Origin of the sequence: Klebsiella sp. EMBS2024, assembly GCF_036233805.1 — a bacterium.
GTDB lineage: Bacteria > Pseudomonadota > Gammaproteobacteria > Enterobacterales > Enterobacteriaceae > Klebsiella > Klebsiella pneumoniae.
Map to the genome: position 1 here is coordinate 1372076 of NZ_JAZARW010000001.1, position 17838 is coordinate 1389913.

The following is a 17838-nucleotide window of genomic DNA, read 5'->3' on the forward strand; positions in this document are numbered from 1 at the left end:
ATCGCTGGCTGGCACGAACCGTGCAATCTACATTTACAGCGTAATAACTCATATTTATTAACATTATTGCTACTTTTAATTTACCGGAAGAGGTCGATATGTCTCAGTCAATTACGCGTAACCACTTTGATGAATGGATGATGCCGGTCTACGCGCCAGCGGCGTTTATTCCGGTGCGGGGCGCCGGGTCACGGCTGTGGGATCAGCAGGGCAAAGAGTATATCGATTTTGCCGGCGGCATCGCCGTGAACGCGCTGGGGCATGCCCATCCGCGTCTGGTGGAAGCCCTGACCGACCAGGCCGGCAAGTTTTGGCATACCGGCAACGGCTACACCAATGAGCCGATCCTGCGTCTGGCCAAAATGCTTATCGATGCTACCTTCGCCGACCGGGTCTTCTTCTGTAACTCCGGCGCCGAGGCCAATGAGGCAGCGCTCAAGCTGGCGCGTAAATATGCCCACGATCGCTTTGGCAGCGAGAAAAGTGGCATCGTCGCCTTTCAGAACGCTTTCCACGGGCGGACGCTGTTCACCGTCTCGGCGGGCGGTCAGCCGGCCTATTCCCGGGATTTCGCCCCGCTGCCGCCGCAGATCCAGCATGCCGTATTTAACGATCTCGAGTCGGCAAAGGCCTTAATCAATGACCAGACCTGCGCGGTGATCGTCGAGCCGGTGCAGGGCGAAGGGGGCGTGGTGCCGGCCAGCGTCGAGTTTTTACGCGGCCTGCGTCAGCTTTGCGACCAGCACAACGCCCTGCTGATTTTCGATGAAGTGCAGACCGGGGTCGGGCGCACCGGCGAGCTGTATGCCTATATGCACTACGGCGTGACGCCCGATGTGCTGACCACCGCCAAAGCGCTGGGCGGTGGTTTCCCTATTGGCGCGCTGCTGGCGACAGAGGCCTGCGCCAGCGTGATGACCGTCGGCACCCACGGCACCACCTACGGCGGTAACCCGCTGGCCGGGGCGGTGGCCGGCGAACTGCTGTCGATCGTCAACACCCCGGAAGTGCTCTCCGGCGTCAGACAGCGCCATCAGTGGTTTTGTGAACGCCTGCAGGCAATTAACGCCCGCTATGGCCTGTTCAAGGAGATCCGCGGCCTGGGACTGCTGCTCGGCTGCGTGCTAAACGACGCCTGGGCCGGGAAGGCGAAAACCCTCAGTAACCTGGCGGCGGAAGAGGGGGTGATGATTCTAATCGCCGGCGCCAACGTGGTGCGTTTCGCGCCAGCGCTGAACGTCAGTGAAGAAGAGGTGAACAGCGGGCTGGATCGCGTCGAGCGGGCCTGCGCGCGTTTCGTGGCAGGAGTCTCATCATGATGGTTATTCGACCGGTGGAGCCGGGCGATTTGCCCGGGCTGCTGAAGCTGGCAGCGGAGACCGGCGGCGGGCTGACCTCGCTGCCGGTGGATGAAGCGACCCTCGCGGCGCGGATCGCCCGCTCGCAGCAGACCTGGCGCGGCGAGCTACCGAAAAGCGAGCAGGGCTATGTCTTTGTGCTGGAGGAGAGCGAAAGCGGCGCGGTGGTGGGCATCTGCGCGATCGAGGTGGCGGTGGGGCTCAACGATCCCTGGTATAACTACCGGGTCGGCACCCAGGTCCATGCCTCGAAGGAGCTCAACGTCTATCAGGCGTTGCCGACGCTGTTTCTCAGCAACGATCATACCGGCAGCAGCGAGCTGTGCACCCTGTTCCTCGACCCGCAGTGGCGCAAAGAGGGCAATGGCTATCTGCTGTCGAAATCACGCTTCTTATTTATGGCCGCCTTTCGCGAGCGCTTCAATGAGAAGGTGGTCGCCGAGATGCGCGGGGTGATTGACGAGCAGGGCTACTCGCCGTTCTGGGAGAGCCTGGGCAAACGCTTTTTCGCCATGGAGTTTTCCCGTGCCGACTACCTGTGCGGCACCGGACAGAAGGCTTTCATTGCCGCCCTGATGCCCAAGCATCCGCTGTATATCGATTTCCTTTCCCCTGAGGCACAGGCGGTGATCGGCAAGGTTCATCCGCAGACCGCCCCGGCCCGGACGGTGCTGGAGAAAGAGGGGTTCCGCTACCTGAACTACATCGATATTTTCGACGGCGGCCCGACTCTGGAGTGCGACATCGACCGGGTGCGGGCGATCCGCAAAAGCCGTCTGGTGACCACCGAGGCAGGTGAAACCTCGCCCGGTGACTGGCCGCTGTGCCTGGTGGCGAATGAACAGTATCACCAGTTCCGCGCTCTGCTGGTGCATGCCGATCCGGATGGCGACACCCTGACCCTCAGCGCCCGCGAACTGGATATGCTGAAGTGTCATGCCGGCGACCAGGTGCGCATGGTGCGCCTGATCCCTGAGGAGAAAACTGCATGAGTCTGTGGATTAACGGCGAGTGGCGGCCCGGCCGTGGGCCAGGTTTCAGTAAACAGGATCCGGTTAACCTGAAGGTTGTCTGGCAGGGCGAGGCGGCGGATGCCGGGCAGGTTGCCGAGGCGGTGGCGGCTGCCCGCCAGGCGTTCCCGTCCTGGGCGCGGCTGCCGTTTGCCGCCCGTCAGGCGATCGTTGAAAAGTTTGCCGCTCTGCTGGAAGCCAGTAAGGCGGAGCTGACGGCGGTTATCGGCGCCGAGACCGGAAAGCCGCGCTGGGAGGCGGCCGGGGAAGTGACGGCGATGATCAACAAGGTGGCGATCTCGGTGAAGGCCTACCACGTCCGCACCGGCGAACAGCACAGCGACCTGCCCGACGGCGCCGCCACGCTGCGTCACCGGCCGCACGGCGTACTGGCGGTGTTTGGCCCCTATAACTTTCCCGGCCATCTGCCGAACGGGCACATCGTGCCGGCGCTGCTGGCGGGCAATACCGTGGTCTTTAAACCCAGCGAACTCACCCCGCGCAGCGGCGAAGCGGTGGTGAAACTATGGCAGCAGGCCGGCCTGCCCGCCGGGGTGCTCAACCTGGTGCAGGGCGGTCGGGAAACCGGCGAGGCGCTCAGCGGCCAGGCGGATATCGACGGACTGCTGTTTACCGGCAGCTCAACCACCGGTTTTCATCTGCATCGCCAGCTGGCCGGGCAGCCGCAGAAGATCCTCGCGCTGGAGATGGGCGGCAATAACCCGCTGATCGTCGACGATCCGCGGGACGTGGATGCCGCGGTGCATCTGACCATCCAGTCCGCCTTTATTACCGCCGGCCAGCGCTGCACCTGCGCCCGCCGTCTGCTGGTCCGGCGCGGCGAGGCGGGCGATGCCTTCCTCTCCCGGCTGGTGACGGTGAGCCAGCGGCTGATCCCGGCGGCGTGGGACGCCGAGCCGCAGCCGTTTCTCGGCGGGCTTATCTCTGAACAAGCCGCGCAGAAAGTGCATCAGGCCTGGCTGCAGCGGGTCGCCGCTGGCGCGGTCACCCTGCTGGAGCCGCGGTTATTGCAGGCCGGGACGTCGCTGCTAACGCCGGGGATTGTCGACATGAGCGACGTGGCCAATGTCGAAGATGAAGAGGTGTTTGGCCCGCTGCTTGGGGTCTGGCGCTACGACACTTTCGAGGAGGCGATTGCCTTAGCCAACGCCACCCGCTTCGGCCTCTCCTGTGGGTTAATCTCTCCGGAACGGGAGAAGTTCGATCGACTGCTGCTCGAGGCGCGGGCAGGGATAGTTAACTGGAACAAACCGCTGACCGGGGCGGCGAGTACCGCGCCGTTCGGCGGCACCGGGGCGTCCGGTAACCATCGTCCGGGGGCCTGGTATGCCGCCGATTATTGCGCCTGGCCGATGGCCAGCCTTGAATCGCCGACCCTGACGCTGCCCGCCAGCCTGAGCCCGGGGCTCGACTTTCTGGCCGGGGAGGCGTCATGACCGCCCGCGAAGTCAACTTTGACGGTCTGCCCGGGCTGACCCATCACTACGCCGGGCTCTCCTTTGGCAATGAGGCTTCCACCCGGCATCGCTATCGGGTGTCTAACCCGCAGCTGGCGGCAAAGCAGGGGCTGAAAAAAATGAAAGCCCTCGCCGACGCCGGCTACCCGCAGGCGGTGATCCCGCCGCAGGAGCGTCCCAACGTGCCGCTTCTGCGCCAGCTGGGCTTTAGCGGCAGCGATGAGCAGGTGGTGGCCCGGGTGGCGCAGCAGGAGCCGGATCTGCTGTCGGCGGTGAGTTCGGCCTCGGCGATGTGGGTGGCGAACGCGGCGACGGTGTGTCCCTCCGCCGATTCGCTGGATGGCCTGGTGCATCTGACGGTGGCGAATCTGCAGGATAAATTCCACCGCGCCAGCGAAGCACCGACTACAGAGGCGCTGCTGCAGGCGATTTTCCCCGACCGCACGCGATTTGCTATCCACCCGGCGCTGCCCGCCTCGGCCTGGTTTGGCGACGAAGGGGCGGCGAACCATAATCGTCTCGGCGGCGAGTATGGCGCTCCCGGCGCCCAGCTCTTTGTCTATGGCCGCCGCCGGGGGAGCGAGGAGGCGCCGCGTCGCTATCCGGCGCGGCAAACCCTTGAGGCCAGCCAGGCGGTAGCGCGCCTCAATCAGGTCAATCCCCGCCAGCTGATCTTCGCCCGCCAGCATCCGGCGGCGATCGACACGGGGGTTTTTCATAACGACGTCATCGCGGTGAGCAACCGTCAGGTCCTGTTCTGCCATGAGCAGGCCTTTGCCGACCAGACCACGCTTCTCCAGCAGCTGGCGCAGCGGGTGCCGGGTTTTACGCCGCTGGTGGTTCCCGCCAGCCGGGTCTCGGTGGCAGAGGCGGTTGCCACCTATCTGTTCAACAGCCAGCTGTTGAGCCGGGCGGATGGCAGCATGGCGCTTATCCTGCCTCAGGAAGCGCAGGAGCATGCCGGCGTGTGGGAATACCTCAATGAGCTGCTGGCCGGGGATAATCCTATCGCCGACCTGCGGGTGTTCGATCTGCGCGAGAGCATGGCCAACGGCGGCGGTCCGGCGTGCCTGCGCCTGCGGGTGGTGTTGACGGCCGAGGAGTATCAGGCGGTCAATCCGCACGTCCTGATGAACGATACGCTGTTTGCCACCCTCAATGACTGGGTGGATCGCTACTATCGCGATCGTCTCACCCTGGCCGACCTCGCCGACCCGCAGCTGCTGCGGGAAGGGCGCGACGCGCTGGATCGGTTGACCCAGATCCTGCAGCTCGGTTCGGTTTATCCATTTCAGCAATAAGGGGGCGCGGTGGAACATTTTCTGGCATTAACCCTGGCGGGGCGATTGCCCCATCACTTTCACGGCGAGACGGCTCATTTCCGCTGGCACTGGCTCGGGGAAGGGATCCTTGAGCTGACGCCGCATGCGCGCTGCGAGCGCGGGCTGGTACTTTCCTGCGCCATTCATGGCAACGAAACGGCGCCGGTGGAGATAGTCGACCAGCTGGTGCAGCGACTGGTCCGGGAGGCGCTCCCGCTGCGCTGGCGGCTGCTGGTGATCGTCGGCAACCCACCAGCGCTGCGGGCGAATAAGCGCTATCTGCACAGCGATATGAACCGCATGTTTGGCGAGCGCTGGCGGCAGTTTCCGCTCAGTGAGGAGACGCAGCGGGCGCAGCGGCTGGAGCAGGCGGTGGCCCGCTTTTATCGCGACCACGATGGCCCGCGCTGGCACCTCGATCTGCATACCGCGATCCGCGGGTCGCTACATCCGCGCTTCGGCGTGCTCCCGGCCCGCGATACGCCGTGGGAGGAGGATTTTCTTCACTGGCTGGGCGGTGCCGGGCTGGAGGCGCTGGTGTTTCATCGCCAGCCCGGCGGGACCTTCACCCACTTCAGCTGCGAACGGTTCGCGGCGCTGGCCTGCACCCTTGAGCTGGGCAAAGCGCTGCCGTTGGGGGAAAACGATCTGACGCAGTTTGCCGCCGTCCAGAGGGCGCTCTCCCGGCTGCTGGTGGGGGATCTGGCCATTGCCGACGCCCCAGCGCCGCTGCGCTACCGGGTGGTACAGCAGCTAACCCGCCATAGCGATGATTTCCGCTTGCATATGGCGGATCAGACGCTGAACTTCACCCCCTTCGAACCCGGCACGCTGCTGGCGGAGGAGGGCGAGACGCGGTATGTGGTGGGGCATGAGACGGAGTATGTTCTGTTTCCTAACCCGACGGTGGCGAAAGGACTGCGCGCCGGCCTGATGCTGGAGAAATTATCCTGAGGGCAAGCCGTCCGCCAGGCGGCCTGCTTTATTTCGCGCGTCTTTTTTCGCCATCTTATTTTTTCGTGCCCCAGTGTAAATTTGCAGATTATTCCTGGTAAAATGCTTTGTTTTTAATCCCCCCTCCTTTATACTCTCCATAATTTCTCTGCAAAACAGTAAGTTATTTATTTTTTATTGCAATTCTTCGGCTAAATTCCTTATTTTCTCCATAATTGGCGAGAAACTGTTTTTTACACTTTCATTGTTTTACTCTTGCTCTGACTAATTGACGATTAACGTCGTAAAGTTAATCTCGTCAACACGGCAACGCGCCGTAAGAATAACGTAAAGTAAGGATTGAATGATGAAGAAACTCACTGCACTGTTTGTTGCCTCTACTCTGGCTCTGGGCGCGGCTAACCTGGCACACGCCGCCGATACCACCACCGCGCCGAGCGACAGCAAGCCGATGATGATGCATCATAAAGGCGGCCCGGGTCAGCATGACATGATGTTTAAAGGCCTGAACCTGACCGATGCGCAGAAGCAGCAGATCCGCGACATCATGAAGAGCCAGCGCGAAAATATGAAACGTCCGTCCCTTGAAGAACGCCGCGCGATGCACGATCTGATCGCCAGCGACACCTTCGATAAGGCGAAGGCGGAAGCGCAGATCGATAAGATGGAAGCGCAGCATAAAGCGATGGCGCTGTCCCGCCTGGAAACGCAGAACAAGATCTACAACATTCTGACCCCAGAGCAGAAAAAACAGTTCAATGCTAATTTTGAGAAGCATCTGACAGAACGCAACGCGCCGGCAGGTAAAATGCCTGCACCTGCTGAATAATGTAGCGCACTGAATCAAGACCGCCGGTCTTGCCCAATAATGCCATCAGGCGTTGGGCAGGGCCGGCGGTTTTTTATTGGTGGCTTCTCAGCCAAGCGGATGCAGCGGATAGTCTCCGCTGAGCAAAGGCTTACAGAGGATCTTGTAACCATCCTGGTCAAATCCGGCGGGCAGACGGGTCAACTCCGCCGCCTGGTCGAGCGATTCAACGGCGCCCAGCCACAGCCAGTTATGAATGACGTGATACTGCGTCATGTCCGGGCCGCGCTCCTCCAGCGCCACGGGCCCCGCCCACGGCCAGCACACCAGCTGCAGTCTGCTCATCTGCGCCAGCAGGCGCTCTTTGTGCGCCTCCACGCTCTCCTTTCCACAGCAGGCCCCGGCGCAGCGGCCCAGCGCGGAGCGAAAGCAGGCGCGGCCGCGGCTGAGCGGTTCCAGACCAAGCAGGCCATAACAGAGGCGCTGTTCGTCAGCGAGGCTCTGCAGCATCTGCAGCGCCGCCCGCCGGTTGGCGAACAGGCCATAGAGATGCTGCTGGTGCGAGAAATCAACCTCACGGGCATAGACAATCTGCGGCCGGTCGTCCGCAAGTAGCCAGGCGCAGAGCTGCTTGTTACGCCGTAGCCGCTTGTTAAACAGCGGCTGCTGCTCTTTAATCAACCGCGCCTCCAGCAGCAGCGCTCCCAGCTCGCCAGCGGTGCGCTGCCAGGTGATACGCCGCGACTGACGCAGCATCGCGGCCTCTTCAGGGGTGCGCAGGTGGGATAACACCCGGCTGCGGAGGTTGACGCTCTTACCGATATAGAGCGGCATCGTGTCGCTGTCGCCGTGAAACTGATAGACGCCCGGCAGCTTCGGCAGCGCCTCCAGCCACGGGCGAAGATGTTCGGGATATTCATAGATCGCCGCCGCCTCAAACTCGAGACGCGGGGCTGATTGCTTTCTGGCCACAATAACTCCTGGTACTGTCTATCCATCCAGTATAGCAGGCCATTTTTGCGGCGAAAAGGACAAAAAATAACCCCGGCGCAGGCCGGGGCGGGGGGAGAGACTATTTTTTCCAGAAATCGTCAAAGACGGTGATCGGCGGCCGACGCTTGTGTTCGGTTTTCAGATACCAGCCCTCGATCGTTTTGGCGATGCTCGGGTCCAGCGTTTTGCCTTCCAGATAATCGTCGATGTTCTCGTAGGTGACACCCAGGGCCACTTCATCCGGCAGGGAGGGGCGATCGTCTTCCAGGTCGGCGGTGGGCAGCTTCTTATACAGATGTTCCGGGCAGCCGAGATGGGCCAGCAGCTGTTTGCCCTGACGTTTGTTCAGGCGGAAAATTGGGTTGATGTCGGTGCCGCCGTCGCCATATTTGGTGAAAAAGCCGGTAATCGCTTCCGCCGCATGGTCGGTACCGACCACAACTCCTTTGGTCATTCCGGCGATGCTGTACTGGGCCTTCATTCGCTCACGGGCTTTTTCATTTCCGCGAACGAAGTCGCTCAGTTCGATGCCTGCTTCGCGCAGCGCCTGTTCGCTGGCCAGCACCGCAGCTTTAATATTGACTGTCAACACCCGGTCAGGCTGGATAAATGCGATGGCGTCCTGGCAGTCCTGCTCATCAGCCTGCACGCCATAGGGTAAACGGACGGCGATAAACTGCAGGCTACTGTCGCCGGTTTCGGCACGCAGTTCGTTAATCGCTATCTGGCACAGTTTTCCCGTCAGGGTGGAGTCCTGACCGCCGCTGATACCCAGCACCAGCGATTTAATAAACGGGTAGGTCTGCAGGTATGACTTCAGGAAATCGACGCTGCGGCGGATCTCGCCTGCGACATCAATCTGCGGCTTTGCGCCCAGCGCCTGAATAATCTCTTGTTGTAGCGTCATCGCGCCCTCCGAAAGTGAATCTGTTTGGCAAGCTGTTGGCTTAAAGCTACCTCTTTGCCGCTGAAACGACAAGGACCGGGGTTTTGACTGCCGGAAAAGAAGGCAATCAATGACATAGGTTTTCATTATAGATGCTGTACCGCGCATTGCGCCGCCGTCCGACGTCGGCAGAACAATCCTGTTTACGCAATAACATAACCTGACATGATTTCGCTGTTCGGCTTGAAAAATAACACTATTTATTCCAGGCTTATCGTTACACAGTAGAAAAGAGGAACCAAAATGAACAAAAGCTTAGCAGGAATACTGGGCGTCACCGTCGCGTTAACCTTACTGGCGGGCTGTACCGCTTACGATCGTACCAAAGACCAGTTTACCCAGCCGGTGGTGAAAGATGTGAAGAAAGGGATGTCGCGTCAGCAGGTGATGCAGATCGCCGGCAAACCTTCAACGGAAGTCACCATGGTCCATGCCCGCGGCACCTGCCAGACCTATATCCTCGGTCAACGAGATGGTAAAGTTGAAACCTACTTTGTGGCCCTCGACGAAACGGGTCACGTCATGAACTCCGGCTACCAGACCTGCGCCGAGTATGATACCGACCCGCGCAACGCCAGGTAAGCTTCCTACTGTTTACTGACTTCTACGTAAGCCCGACCACTGGTCGGGCTTTTTTGTGAGTCATGATGCTTATTTAATTGCGCGAATTATTTGGATGAAAATGTGAGGGTAGTCAAAACCGGAGGTCAATGAGAGACAATTCTGTTCAACAGCGAATTATCCTGGCGGCTCAGCTTGCCGTATACTCAACTCATAAACAGAATTAACCGGATGTTACCAGTCTTACCGGCTCTCAGCGGTTACTGAAGGCCCTGGTCTCACACATTGAGGAAGCGTTCATGGAAAAGAAACACATTTATCTCTTCTGCTCGGCAGGCATGTCCACGTCACTGCTGGTCTCCAAAATGCGGGCGCAGGCGGAAAAATATGAAGTCCCGGTCATTATTGAAGCCTATCCCGAAACCCTCGCGGGCGAAAAAGGGCCGGAAGCCGACGTAGTATTATTAGGGCCACAAATTGCGTATATGTTACCGGAAATTCAGCGCCTGCTGCCGAATAAACCGGTTGAAGTTATCGACTCCCTACTCTATGGCAAAGTTGATGGTTTAGGGGTATTGAAAGCCGCCGTCGCGGCTATTAAGAAAGCTGCAGCACAATAATTTTAACTTTTAAAACTCGATGTATTTTGACGCCTGGCGGCTGCCTGTTGCCGGACGTCAAAAAATAATGAGTTTATTTTCCCGTCAAAGAGTAATTTCATACATCATCGCCGTAATAGTTTATTGCGGCTTTTAAGGGTATTGACTATGAGTAAAGTGATCGATTCGCTTGAAAAGGTACTCCTTCCTTTTGCAGTGAAAATAGGAAAGCAGCCNCATATTAATGCAATAAAAAATGGATTTATTAAATTAATGCCGTTGACCCTCGCCGGGGCCATGTTTGTGTTAATTAACAACGTTTTTCTGAGCTTCGGCGAAGGCTCTTTCTTTTATTCCATGGGCATTCGCCTGGATGCCTCCACCATTGAAACCTTAAACGGCTTTAAGGCTATCGGCGGAAACGTCTATAACGGCACCCTCGGGATTATGTCGCTAATGGCGCCGTTCTTTATCGGTTCCGCGCTGGCGGAAGAGCGCAAAGTTGACCCGATGGCAGCTGGCCTGCTGGCGGTGGCGGCCTTCATGACCGTGACCCCGTATAGCGTGGGCGAAGCCTATGCGGTGGGCGCCAACTGGTTGGGCGGGCAGAACATCATCTCCGGGATGATTATCGGTCTGGTCGTTGCGGAACTGTTCACCTTCGTGATCCGTCGCAACTGGGTGATTAGACTGCCGGACAGCGTGCCGGGGTCGGTATCACGCTCTTTCTCAGCGCTGATCCCGGGCTTCTTGATCCTCTCCATCTTCGGCATTATCTCGTGGGCCCTGGCGAGCTATGGCAGCAACTTCCACCAGATCATCATGGACTCTATCTCGACGCCGCTGGCGGCGATGGGCAGCGTGGTTGGCTGGGCATACGTTATCTTTAACTCTCTGCTGTGGTTCTTCGGTGTGCACGGTTCTCTGGCGCTTACCGCCCTGGATAACGGCATCATGACGCCGTGGGCGCTGGAAAACATCGCGCTGTACAACCAGTACGGCTCTGTTGATGCGGCCATCGAAGCGGGCAAACAGTTCCACTTCTGGGCTAAGCCGATGCTCGACTCCTACATCCTGCTGGGTGGCTCCGGGGCGACGCTGGGTCTGATTATCGCCATCTTTATCGCTTCTCGCCGCGCTGACCATCGTCAGGTTGCCAAGCTGGCGCTGCCGTCAGGCATCTTCCAGATTAACGAACCGATTCTGTTTGGTCTGCCGATCATCATGAACCCGGTGATGTTCATCCCGTTCGTGCTGGTTCAGCCGATTCTGGCGGCCATTACGCTGGCGGCCTACAGCCTGGGGATTATCCCACCGGTGACCAACCTGGCGCCGTGGACTATGCCGACCGGTTTGGGAGCGTTCTTTAACAGTAACGGCAGCGTTGCCGCCCTGCTGGTGGCCCTGTTCAACCTTGGCGTCGCTACCCTGGTCTACCTGCCGTTTGTGGTGCTGTCGAATAAAGCGCAGACCGTTATCGAGCAGGAAGAGAGCGAAGAAGACATCGCTAACGCACTGAAATTCTGATACCGCGCGGTACGGGCAGCGTCCCGTACCGCCTGATAAATGAGGGAAATATTATGTTTGATCTGGACAACATCGACGCGGTAGAGACCCCGGAAAATGACCTCGAAGAGGTAGTGATGGGGCTGATTATCAACTCCGGACAAGCCCGTAGCCTGGCCTATGGCGCGCTGAAGCAGGCGAAGCAGGGCGACTTTGCGGCAGCGAAAGCGATGATGGAGCAGTCGCGCCAGGCGCTGAGCGAGGCGCATCGCGTGCAGACCCAGCTTATCGAAAGCGACGAGGGCGAAGGGAAAATGAAGGTCAGCCTGGTGCTGGTGCATGCCCAGGACCATCTGATGACCTCCATGCTGGCTCGTGAGCTGGTGGCCGAATTGATTGAGCTGCACGAGAAGGTACAATAGGCCATCGCGACGATGAGGCAGCCCAGAATGATGACCACCGAGATCAGTACCGCCAGAGAACAACAGCTGTTCAACGGGAAGAACTTTCATGTGGTCATCTATAACAAAACGGAAAGCGTGAGCGGGCTTCACCAGCATGATTACTACGAATTTACCGTGGTGTTAACCGGGCGCTATTACCAGGAGATCAATGGCAAACGGGTGCTGCTGGAGCGCGGGGATTTCGTCTTTATCCCGATGGGCTCGCACCACCAGAGCTTTTACGAGTTCGGGGCGACGCGCATCCTTAACGTCGGCATCAGCAGACGCTTCTTTGAGAAACACTACCTGCCGCTGCTGCCGTTTGGTCTGGTGGCTTCGCAAGTCTACGCCGTGCAGAGCGCTTTTCTCGGCTACGTTGAGTCGGTCATCGCCTCACTCAATTTTCGCGAAACGGAATTTGACGAATTTATCGAGCTGGTCTCCTTTTATGTCATTAACCGTTTACGCCACTATCGTGAAGAGCCGGTTGCCGACGTGACGCCGCAATGGTTAAAAAATACCGTGGAAGCCATGCATGATAAGCTGAAATTCGGTGAAGGCGCTCTCGAAAATATGGTTCGCTTATCCGGAAAAACGCAGGAATATTTAACCCGGGCGACCCAGCGCTATTATGGTAAAACGCCGATGCAGATAATTAATGATATCCGTATCAACTTTGCCAAAAAACAGCTGGAAATTACCAATTATTCGGTGACGGATATTGCGTATGAATCAGGTTACAGCAGTCCGAGCCTGTTTATTAAAACCTTTAAAAAACTGACGTCGTTTACGCCGAGCAGTTATCGCAAACATTTGACCAGTATTAATTAAACCCGCGCGGCGTTCGCCGCCAGGTTTATACCGAAAATCATTCAAGTTAACTGTCCGCATTGTTGCGGAGAGCGGCCTGCGTCCAGGCGCAGCGCCTAAGGGAGAAAAAGATGAGCCAGAAATTAAAAGTAGTCACTATTGGCGGCGGCAGCAGCTATACCCCGGAATTACTGGAAGGATTTCTGAAACGTTATCATGAACTGCCGGTAAGCGAACTGTGGTTGGTAGACGTCGAAGAGGGCCAGGAGAAGCTCGATATTATCCACGCGCTGTGCCAGCGGATGGTGGAAAAAGCCGGCGTGCCGATGAAAGTCTATAAAACGCTGGATCGCCGCGCAGCGCTGCAGGGCGCAGATTTCGTCACCACCCAGCTGCGCGTGGGCCAGCTGAAGGCGCGTGAAAAAGATGAGCGCATCCCGCTGAGTCACGGCTACCTGGGTCAGGAGACCAACGGGGCGGGCGGGTTGTTTAAAGGACTGCGCACCATCCCGGTGATTTTCGATATCGTGAAAGATGTGCAGGAAATTTGCCCCGACGCATGGATCATCAACTTTACCAACCCGGCGGGCATGGTCACCGAGGCGGTCTATCGCCACACCAATTTCAAACGCTTTATCGGCGTGTGCAACATTCCTATCGGCATGAAGATGTTCATCACCGACGTGCTGCAGCTGAGCTCGAGCGATGAGCTGAATATCGACCTGTTTGGTCTGAACCACCTGGTGTTCGTCCGCGACGTGCTGGTTAACGGCGTCTCGCGCTTCGATGAACTGCTGGACGGCGTGGCCTCCGGCCGTCTGACCGCGAACTCGGTGAAAAACATCTTCGACCTGCCGTTTAGCGAAGGGCTGATCCGCTCCCTGCGCCTGATCCCATGCTCTTACCTGCTCTACTACTTTAAGCCAAAAGAGATGCTGGCGATTGAGATGGGCGAGTACTACAAAGGCGGTGCGCGCGCCCAGGTGGTGCAGAAGGTGGAGAAACAGCTGTTCGAGCTGTATAAAAACCCGGATCTTAACGTTAAGCCGAAGGAGCTGGAGCAGCGCGGCGGGGCCTATTACTCTGATGCCGCTTGCGAAGTAATCAATGCCATCTATAACGACAAGCAGACTGAGCACTATGTGAATATCCCGCATCATGGCCATGTCGATAATATCCCGGCGGACTGGGCGGTAGAGATGAGCTGCACCTTAGGCCGCGACGGCGCGAAGCCGACGCCGCGCATTACTCATTTCGATGAGAAGGTGTTAGGGCTTATCTACACCATCAAGGGGTTCGAAGTGGCGGCCAGCCAGGCGGCGATCAGCGGTGAGCTGAACGATGTCCTGTTGGCGCTGAACTTAAGCCCGCTGATCCATTCCGATCGTGACGCCGAACAGCTGGCGCGGGAGATGATTCTGGCGCATGAAAAATGGCTGCCGAACTTTGCGGCGACGATCGAAAAACTAAAATCGTAACGGGAGTAGCAAATGGAACGCGTATTGATCGTCAATGCCGACGACTTCGGCCTCAGTAAAGGGCAGAACTACGGCATTATCGAGGCCTGTCGCAACGGCGTGGTGACATCGACCACCGCGCTGGTCAACGGCGCGGCCATTGACCACGCCGCCCAGCTGAGCCGCAGTACTCCGGAGCTGGCGGTCGGTATGCACTTTGTACTGACGCTGGGCGAGCCGCTGTCGGCCATGCCGGGATTAACCCGCGATGGCCGGCTGGGCAAATGGATCTGGCAGCAGGCGGAAGAAGATAGCCTGCCGCTGGAAGAGATCGCCCACGAGCTGGCGTGTCAGTACCATCGTTTTGTCGAACTCTTCGGCCATGAGCCGACGCATATCGACAGCCATCACCATGTTCATATGTTCGCCCAGATTTATCCCATCGTCGCGGCCTTTGCCCGCGAGAAGGGCATTGCGTTACGTATTGACCGCCAGGTGGCGGCGCAGAGTGGGCTCGACCAGCAGGCGGCGCGCAGCAGCGCCGGCTTCAGCAGCGAGTTTTACGGCGAAGCGGTCTCTGAGGAACTGTTTCTGCAGACGCTGGATGCCTCCATCGCCCGCGGGGAGCGCTCCCTGGAGGTGATGTGTCATCCGGCTTATGTCGATCGGATCATTATGGGCAGCGCCTACTGCTATCCGCGACTGGATGAGCTTGATGTGCTGACATCTGCTTCACTGAAAGCGGCGGTGGCCGACCGGGGTTATCGTCTGGGAACCTACCGCGACGTGTAAGCCCGACGGGGGAAAGGGAAAGTGAATCAAGCCCGGCACAGCGTGCCGGGCTTTTTACTACGCCGGAATAGCGGCGATTTTCGGGCTTCTCGACCACACGCGGTGGGCCGTCATCAGGGCGAGCAGTTTGTCCGCCGCTGGCGTGTCGAGCGCATCGGTGACGATGACCCCCTCTTCACCTTGGGTCGGAACATGCAGAACGGACGTCAGCTGCCGCGCATCCCCTGCCAGCAGGATCGGCTTCAGATGTTTATAGGCTTCCAGCAGGTAATAGGGCGCGTCACCGCTCTGACTCAGGGCGCTGAGGTCGCCGCCGGGCACCACCACCGCATCCACCGTCAGCGACGGGGAGCCGGCGAAGGTGCCGGCGATCGGCAGCGGAGAACCATCGTCGGCAATGACTTCGCCCATTCGCGAGTAGAGCAGCTTGCTGTGCACGCCCTGGGCCTGCAGCGCCTGCAGGAGCTGAACCAGATCCTGCGCTGAGGTGCGTTCGTTGAGCAGGACTGCCACCACGCGACCTTTCACATCTCCTTCGGCGTCGGCGTAGAGGCTGAGGCTGGGGTCTTTCTCCACGCCATTGACCGGGGCGGGCAGGGTAATGTTGCGCTGATCGTCGCTCAGTTCGATGCCTAAGTTCGCCCCAACCGCTTCCGCAAGCTTAGTATCAATGTGGGCCAGATGATCGACCACCCGCTCGCGGATCCAGGTGCGGACCACTTTGCTGAGTTCGAAGCTGAAACCATCGATAATATGCTGCTGTTCAATCGGCGTCTGGCTCAGCCAGAACAGACGCGGCTGGGCGTAATATTCGCCGAACGAAGGGCTGCGCTGGCGGATTTTTTCGCCGTCGACGCGCTCGGCGAGGGACTCAAAGCCACCGCGTTTGGCGGCAGGCGGCGTCTCGCGCGGCCAGTTGTCGTTAATCGAGTTGGGCTCGTAGTTGGCCGGATTGGTGTCAATGTCCATCCGGTGCATCCCGTCACGCTGGAAATTATGATACGGGCAGGTCGGACGGTTGATGGGGATTTCATGGAAGTTCGGCCCACCCAGGCGGCTAATTTGCGTATCGGTGTAAGAGAAGAGACGCCCCTGCAGCAGCGGATCGTTGCTGAAATCAATGCCCGGGACGATATGTCCGGGATGGAAGGCCGCCTGTTCATTTTCGGCAAAGAAGTTATCCGGGTTGCGGTTGAGGACCATTCTGCCAACCCGCTGCACCGGCACCAGCGCCTCGGGGATCAGCTTGGTGGGATCGAGCAGGTCGAAGTCAAAAGCAAATTCATTCTCTTCGGGGATCAATTGCAGGCCAAGCTCAAATTCCGGGTAGTCCCCGGCTTCGATGGCCTCCCATAGATCGCGGCGATGAAAATCGGGGTCGCGGCCGGTCAGCTTCTGCGCTTCATCCCACACCAGCGACGCCTTGCCGGCGACCGGTTTCCAGTGAAAGCGAACGAAGGTGGCTTTGCCCTCGGCATTAATCAGACGGAAGGTATGGATCCCGAAGCCTTCCATGGTGCGATAGCTGCGCGGGATGCCGCGATCCGACATCGCCCACATCACGTTGTGCAGCGTTTCCGGCTGCAGGGAAACATAGTCCCAGAAAGTATCGTGGGCGCTCTGCCCCTGTGGGATGGCCCAGTGGGGTTCAGGCTTCACGGCGTGGACAAAGTCGGGGAACTTCATCGCGTCCTGGATGAAGAAGACCGGTGTGTTGTTGCCCACCAGGTCAAAAATCCCTTCGTCAGTGTAAAACTTGGTAGCGAAGCCGCGAATATCGCGGACGGTGTCCGCCGACCCCGCGCCGCCCTGCACGGTGGAAAAGCGTACAAACACCGGGGTGATTTTATCGGCTGACGAAAGAAAATCGGCTTTAGTCAACGCAGCCAGGCTTTTGTAGGGCTGGAAGTAGCCGTGGGCGGCAGAGCCGCGGGCATGAACGATACGCTCCGGAATACGCTCGTGGTCAAAGTGGGTGATCTTCTCCCGCAGGATAAAATCTTCCAGCAGCGTTGGGCCGCGGCTACCGGCGCGCAGCGAATTCTGATCGTCAGCAATGCGCACGCCCTGGTTGGTGGTCAGCGGAAAATCTTCCCCCCCTTTGCGTTGCGCCTCCAGGGAATCCAGTTTGCTGTTATGAGTATCGGGCGCTTTCAGGCTGCCTGGGGCGGTGGGTTCGACGCCCGGAGCGGTAGGTTTCGGCGTGGGGCGCCACTCCCGATCGTCCGGCGCCAGCGAATCGAGACCCGGCTGCGCTTCCTCGCTGTCGTGGACCGGTGCCTGCTGTTGGTGAGGGTTCGGGTGCTTATCAGACATTACTCGTCTCCTGCTTTCATTGCTAAAAGTGGTCGTTGATAGACCAAAACCCTTCTAACTATAGAACATTACGCTGTCTGCGCCCGGCGAGGGGGCAGGGAGTTATCCTAAAATGCGCATCGGCGGCGAAGGGGCGACGAACGGGGCCACAATCGGCTATGATAGAGGTTTCTGTTTCCCGCTATGTTTAGTGAATCCATTTGTTATGAAACCATTGCGCCAACAAAATCGCCCTGTCATTAGCTACGTGCCGCGCGTGGAGCCTGCGCCCCCGGAACATGCCGTGAAAATGGACCATTTTCGCGATGTCTGGATTTTGCGCGGGAAGTATGTCGCTTTTCTGCTGATGGGGGAGCATTTCCGTCGCTCACCGGCATTCAGCGTGCCGGAGTCGGCGCAGCGCTGGGCTAACCAGGTGCGTCAGGAAGGTGAGATTGAAGCCTGAGTCGGCTGCAGAAATAAAAAAACCGCTGAATGATCAGCGG

The 17838-nt window shown here is 58.7% G+C and carries 18 protein-coding genes; 15 read left to right on the forward strand and 3 right to left on the reverse strand.

Going from position 1 to position 17838, the window contains the following annotated elements:
- Positions 1–98: 98 nt before the first annotated feature.
- The 6 genes from astC to spy all read left to right on the forward strand — a co-directional run bounded on the left by astC (position 99) and on the right by spy (position 6951).
- Positions 99–1319, forward strand: a complete 1221-nt coding sequence (gene astC, locus VZP09_RS06205; protein ID WP_032424857.1) for a succinylornithine/acetylornithine transaminase — start codon at positions 99–101, stop codon at positions 1317–1319.
- Positions 1316–2350: an arginine N-succinyltransferase gene (astA, locus tag VZP09_RS06210; RefSeq protein ID WP_004183681.1), complete on the forward strand. Its 1035-nt coding sequence runs from the start codon at positions 1316–1318 to the stop codon at positions 2348–2350. Before astC ends, astA begins: the two co-directional genes overlap by 4 nt.
- Positions 2347–3825 (forward strand): succinylglutamate-semialdehyde dehydrogenase, encoded by a 1479-nt coding sequence (astD, locus tag VZP09_RS06215; RefSeq protein ID WP_004151922.1) that lies wholly within the window; start codon positions 2347–2349, stop codon positions 3823–3825. The genes astA and astD overlap by 4 nt, the downstream gene beginning before the upstream one ends.
- Positions 3822–5147: an N-succinylarginine dihydrolase gene (gene astB, locus VZP09_RS06220; protein WP_021312936.1), complete on the forward strand. Its 1326-nt coding sequence runs from the start codon at positions 3822–3824 to the stop codon at positions 5145–5147. Before astD ends, astB begins: the two co-directional genes overlap by 4 nt.
- A gap of 9 nt (positions 5148–5156) precedes the next feature.
- Positions 5157–6122, forward strand: coding sequence for a succinylglutamate desuccinylase (astE, locus tag VZP09_RS06225; protein WP_032414806.1), 966 nt, complete (start codon positions 5157–5159; stop codon positions 6120–6122).
- 343 nt (positions 6123–6465) lie between these two features.
- Positions 6466–6951: an ATP-independent periplasmic protein-refolding chaperone Spy gene (gene spy / locus VZP09_RS06230; RefSeq protein ID WP_004217130.1), complete on the forward strand. Its 486-nt coding sequence runs from the start codon at positions 6466–6468 to the stop codon at positions 6949–6951.
- Positions 6952–7038: 87 nt separating this feature from the next.
- Here the strand turns inward: spy and cho are convergent, their stop codons facing one another.
- Both cho and nadE read right to left on the reverse strand, forming a co-directional pair.
- Positions 7039–7902 (reverse strand): excinuclease Cho, encoded by an 864-nt coding sequence (gene cho / locus VZP09_RS06235; RefSeq protein WP_002901541.1) that lies wholly within the window; start codon positions 7900–7902, stop codon positions 7039–7041.
- A gap of 100 nt (positions 7903–8002) precedes the next feature.
- Entirely contained in the window at positions 8003–8830 is an 828-nt protein-coding gene (nadE, locus tag VZP09_RS06240) for an ammonia-dependent NAD(+) synthetase (protein WP_004151921.1), read from the reverse strand.
- Positions 8831–9112: 282 nt separating this feature from the next.
- Here nadE and osmE point away from each other — a divergent pair, with 282 nt between their 5' ends.
- The 8 genes from osmE (at position 9113) to chbG (ending at position 15037) form a co-directional block, all read left to right on the forward strand.
- Positions 9113–9451, forward strand: a complete 339-nt coding sequence (gene osmE / locus VZP09_RS06245) for an osmotically-inducible lipoprotein OsmE (protein WP_002901544.1) — start codon at positions 9113–9115, stop codon at positions 9449–9451.
- 278 nt (positions 9452–9729) lie between these two features.
- Positions 9730–10050, forward strand: coding sequence for a PTS N,N'-diacetylchitobiose transporter subunit IIB (gene chbB, locus VZP09_RS06250; RefSeq protein ID WP_002901547.1), 321 nt, complete (start codon positions 9730–9732; stop codon positions 10048–10050).
- 19 nt (positions 10051–10069) lie between these two features.
- Positions 10070–10186 (forward strand): hypothetical protein, encoded by a 117-nt coding sequence (locus VZP09_RS06255; RefSeq protein WP_014907779.1) that lies wholly within the window; start codon positions 10070–10072, stop codon positions 10184–10186.
- 11 nt (positions 10187–10197) lie between these two features.
- The gene (chbC, locus tag VZP09_RS06260; RefSeq protein ID WP_004148091.1) at positions 10198–11556 is read left to right on the forward strand and encodes a PTS N,N'-diacetylchitobiose transporter subunit IIC; all 1359 of its coding nucleotides are present in this window, start codon (positions 10198–10200) and stop codon (positions 11554–11556) included.
- 53 nt (positions 11557–11609) lie between these two features.
- Positions 11610–11957 carry a PTS N,N'-diacetylchitobiose transporter subunit IIA gene (chbA, locus tag VZP09_RS06265; protein ID WP_004140356.1) on the forward strand — a complete coding sequence of 116 codons (348 nt, stop codon included), beginning with the start codon at positions 11610–11612 and terminating at the stop codon, positions 11955–11957.
- 27 nt (positions 11958–11984) lie between these two features.
- Positions 11985–12809, forward strand: coding sequence for a transcriptional regulator ChbR (gene chbR, locus VZP09_RS06270; protein WP_002901552.1), 825 nt, complete (start codon positions 11985–11987; stop codon positions 12807–12809).
- Positions 12810–12919: 110 nt separating this feature from the next.
- The gene (locus VZP09_RS06275) at positions 12920–14266 is read left to right on the forward strand and encodes a 6-phospho-beta-glucosidase (protein ID WP_016530008.1); all 1347 of its coding nucleotides are present in this window, start codon (positions 12920–12922) and stop codon (positions 14264–14266) included.
- Positions 14267–14278: 12 nt separating this feature from the next.
- Positions 14279–15037 carry a chitin disaccharide deacetylase gene (chbG, locus tag VZP09_RS06280; protein WP_004183684.1) on the forward strand — a complete coding sequence of 253 codons (759 nt, stop codon included), beginning with the start codon at positions 14279–14281 and terminating at the stop codon, positions 15035–15037.
- 57 nt (positions 15038–15094) lie between these two features.
- Here chbG and katE read toward each other — a convergent pair whose 3' ends face one another.
- Entirely contained in the window at positions 15095–17353 is a 2259-nt protein-coding gene (katE, locus tag VZP09_RS06285; RefSeq protein ID WP_087791379.1) for a catalase HPII, read from the reverse strand.
- A gap of 190 nt (positions 17354–17543) precedes the next feature.
- Here katE and cedA point away from each other — a divergent pair, with 190 nt between their 5' ends.
- Entirely contained in the window at positions 17544–17798 is a 255-nt protein-coding gene (cedA, locus tag VZP09_RS06290; protein ID WP_008807754.1) for a cell division activator CedA, read from the forward strand.
- Positions 17799–17838 lie beyond the last annotated feature (40 nt).

Excerpts from the sequence above, each read along its gene's own strand:
- astD (WP_004151922.1), top strand. The coding sequence starts at position 2,347 with ATGAGTCTGTGGATTAACGGCGAGTGGCGGCCCGGCCGTGGGCCAGGT.
- spy (WP_004217130.1), top strand. The coding sequence starts at position 6,466 with ATGATGAAGAAACTCACTGCACTGTTTGTTGCCTCTACTCTGGCTCTG.
- astB (WP_021312936.1), top strand. The coding sequence starts at position 3,822 with ATGACCGCCCGCGAAGTCAACTTTGACGGTCTGCCCGGGCTGACCCAT.
- katE (WP_087791379.1), bottom strand. The coding sequence starts at position 17,353 with ATGTCTGATAAGCACCCGAACCCTCACCAACAGCAGGCACCGGTCCAC.
- astA (WP_004183681.1), top strand. The coding sequence starts at position 1,316 with ATGATGGTTATTCGACCGGTGGAGCCGGGCGATTTGCCCGGGCTGCTG.
- VZP09_RS06275 (WP_016530008.1), top strand. The coding sequence starts at position 12,920 with ATGAGCCAGAAATTAAAAGTAGTCACTATTGGCGGCGGCAGCAGCTAT.
- osmE (WP_002901544.1), top strand. The coding sequence starts at position 9,113 with ATGAACAAAAGCTTAGCAGGAATACTGGGCGTCACCGTCGCGTTAACC.
- chbB (WP_002901547.1), top strand. The coding sequence starts at position 9,730 with ATGGAAAAGAAACACATTTATCTCTTCTGCTCGGCAGGCATGTCCACG.
- chbG (WP_004183684.1), top strand. The coding sequence starts at position 14,279 with ATGGAACGCGTATTGATCGTCAATGCCGACGACTTCGGCCTCAGTAAA.
- nadE (WP_004151921.1), bottom strand. The coding sequence starts at position 8,830 with ATGACGCTACAACAAGAGATTATTCAGGCGCTGGGCGCAAAGCCGCAG.
- chbR (WP_002901552.1), top strand. The coding sequence starts at position 11,985 with ATGATGACCACCGAGATCAGTACCGCCAGAGAACAACAGCTGTTCAAC.
- chbA (WP_004140356.1), top strand. The coding sequence starts at position 11,610 with ATGTTTGATCTGGACAACATCGACGCGGTAGAGACCCCGGAAAATGAC.
- astC (WP_032424857.1), top strand. The coding sequence starts at position 99 with ATGTCTCAGTCAATTACGCGTAACCACTTTGATGAATGGATGATGCCG.
- VZP09_RS06255 (WP_014907779.1), top strand. The coding sequence starts at position 10,070 with ATGTATTTTGACGCCTGGCGGCTGCCTGTTGCCGGACGTCAAAAAATA.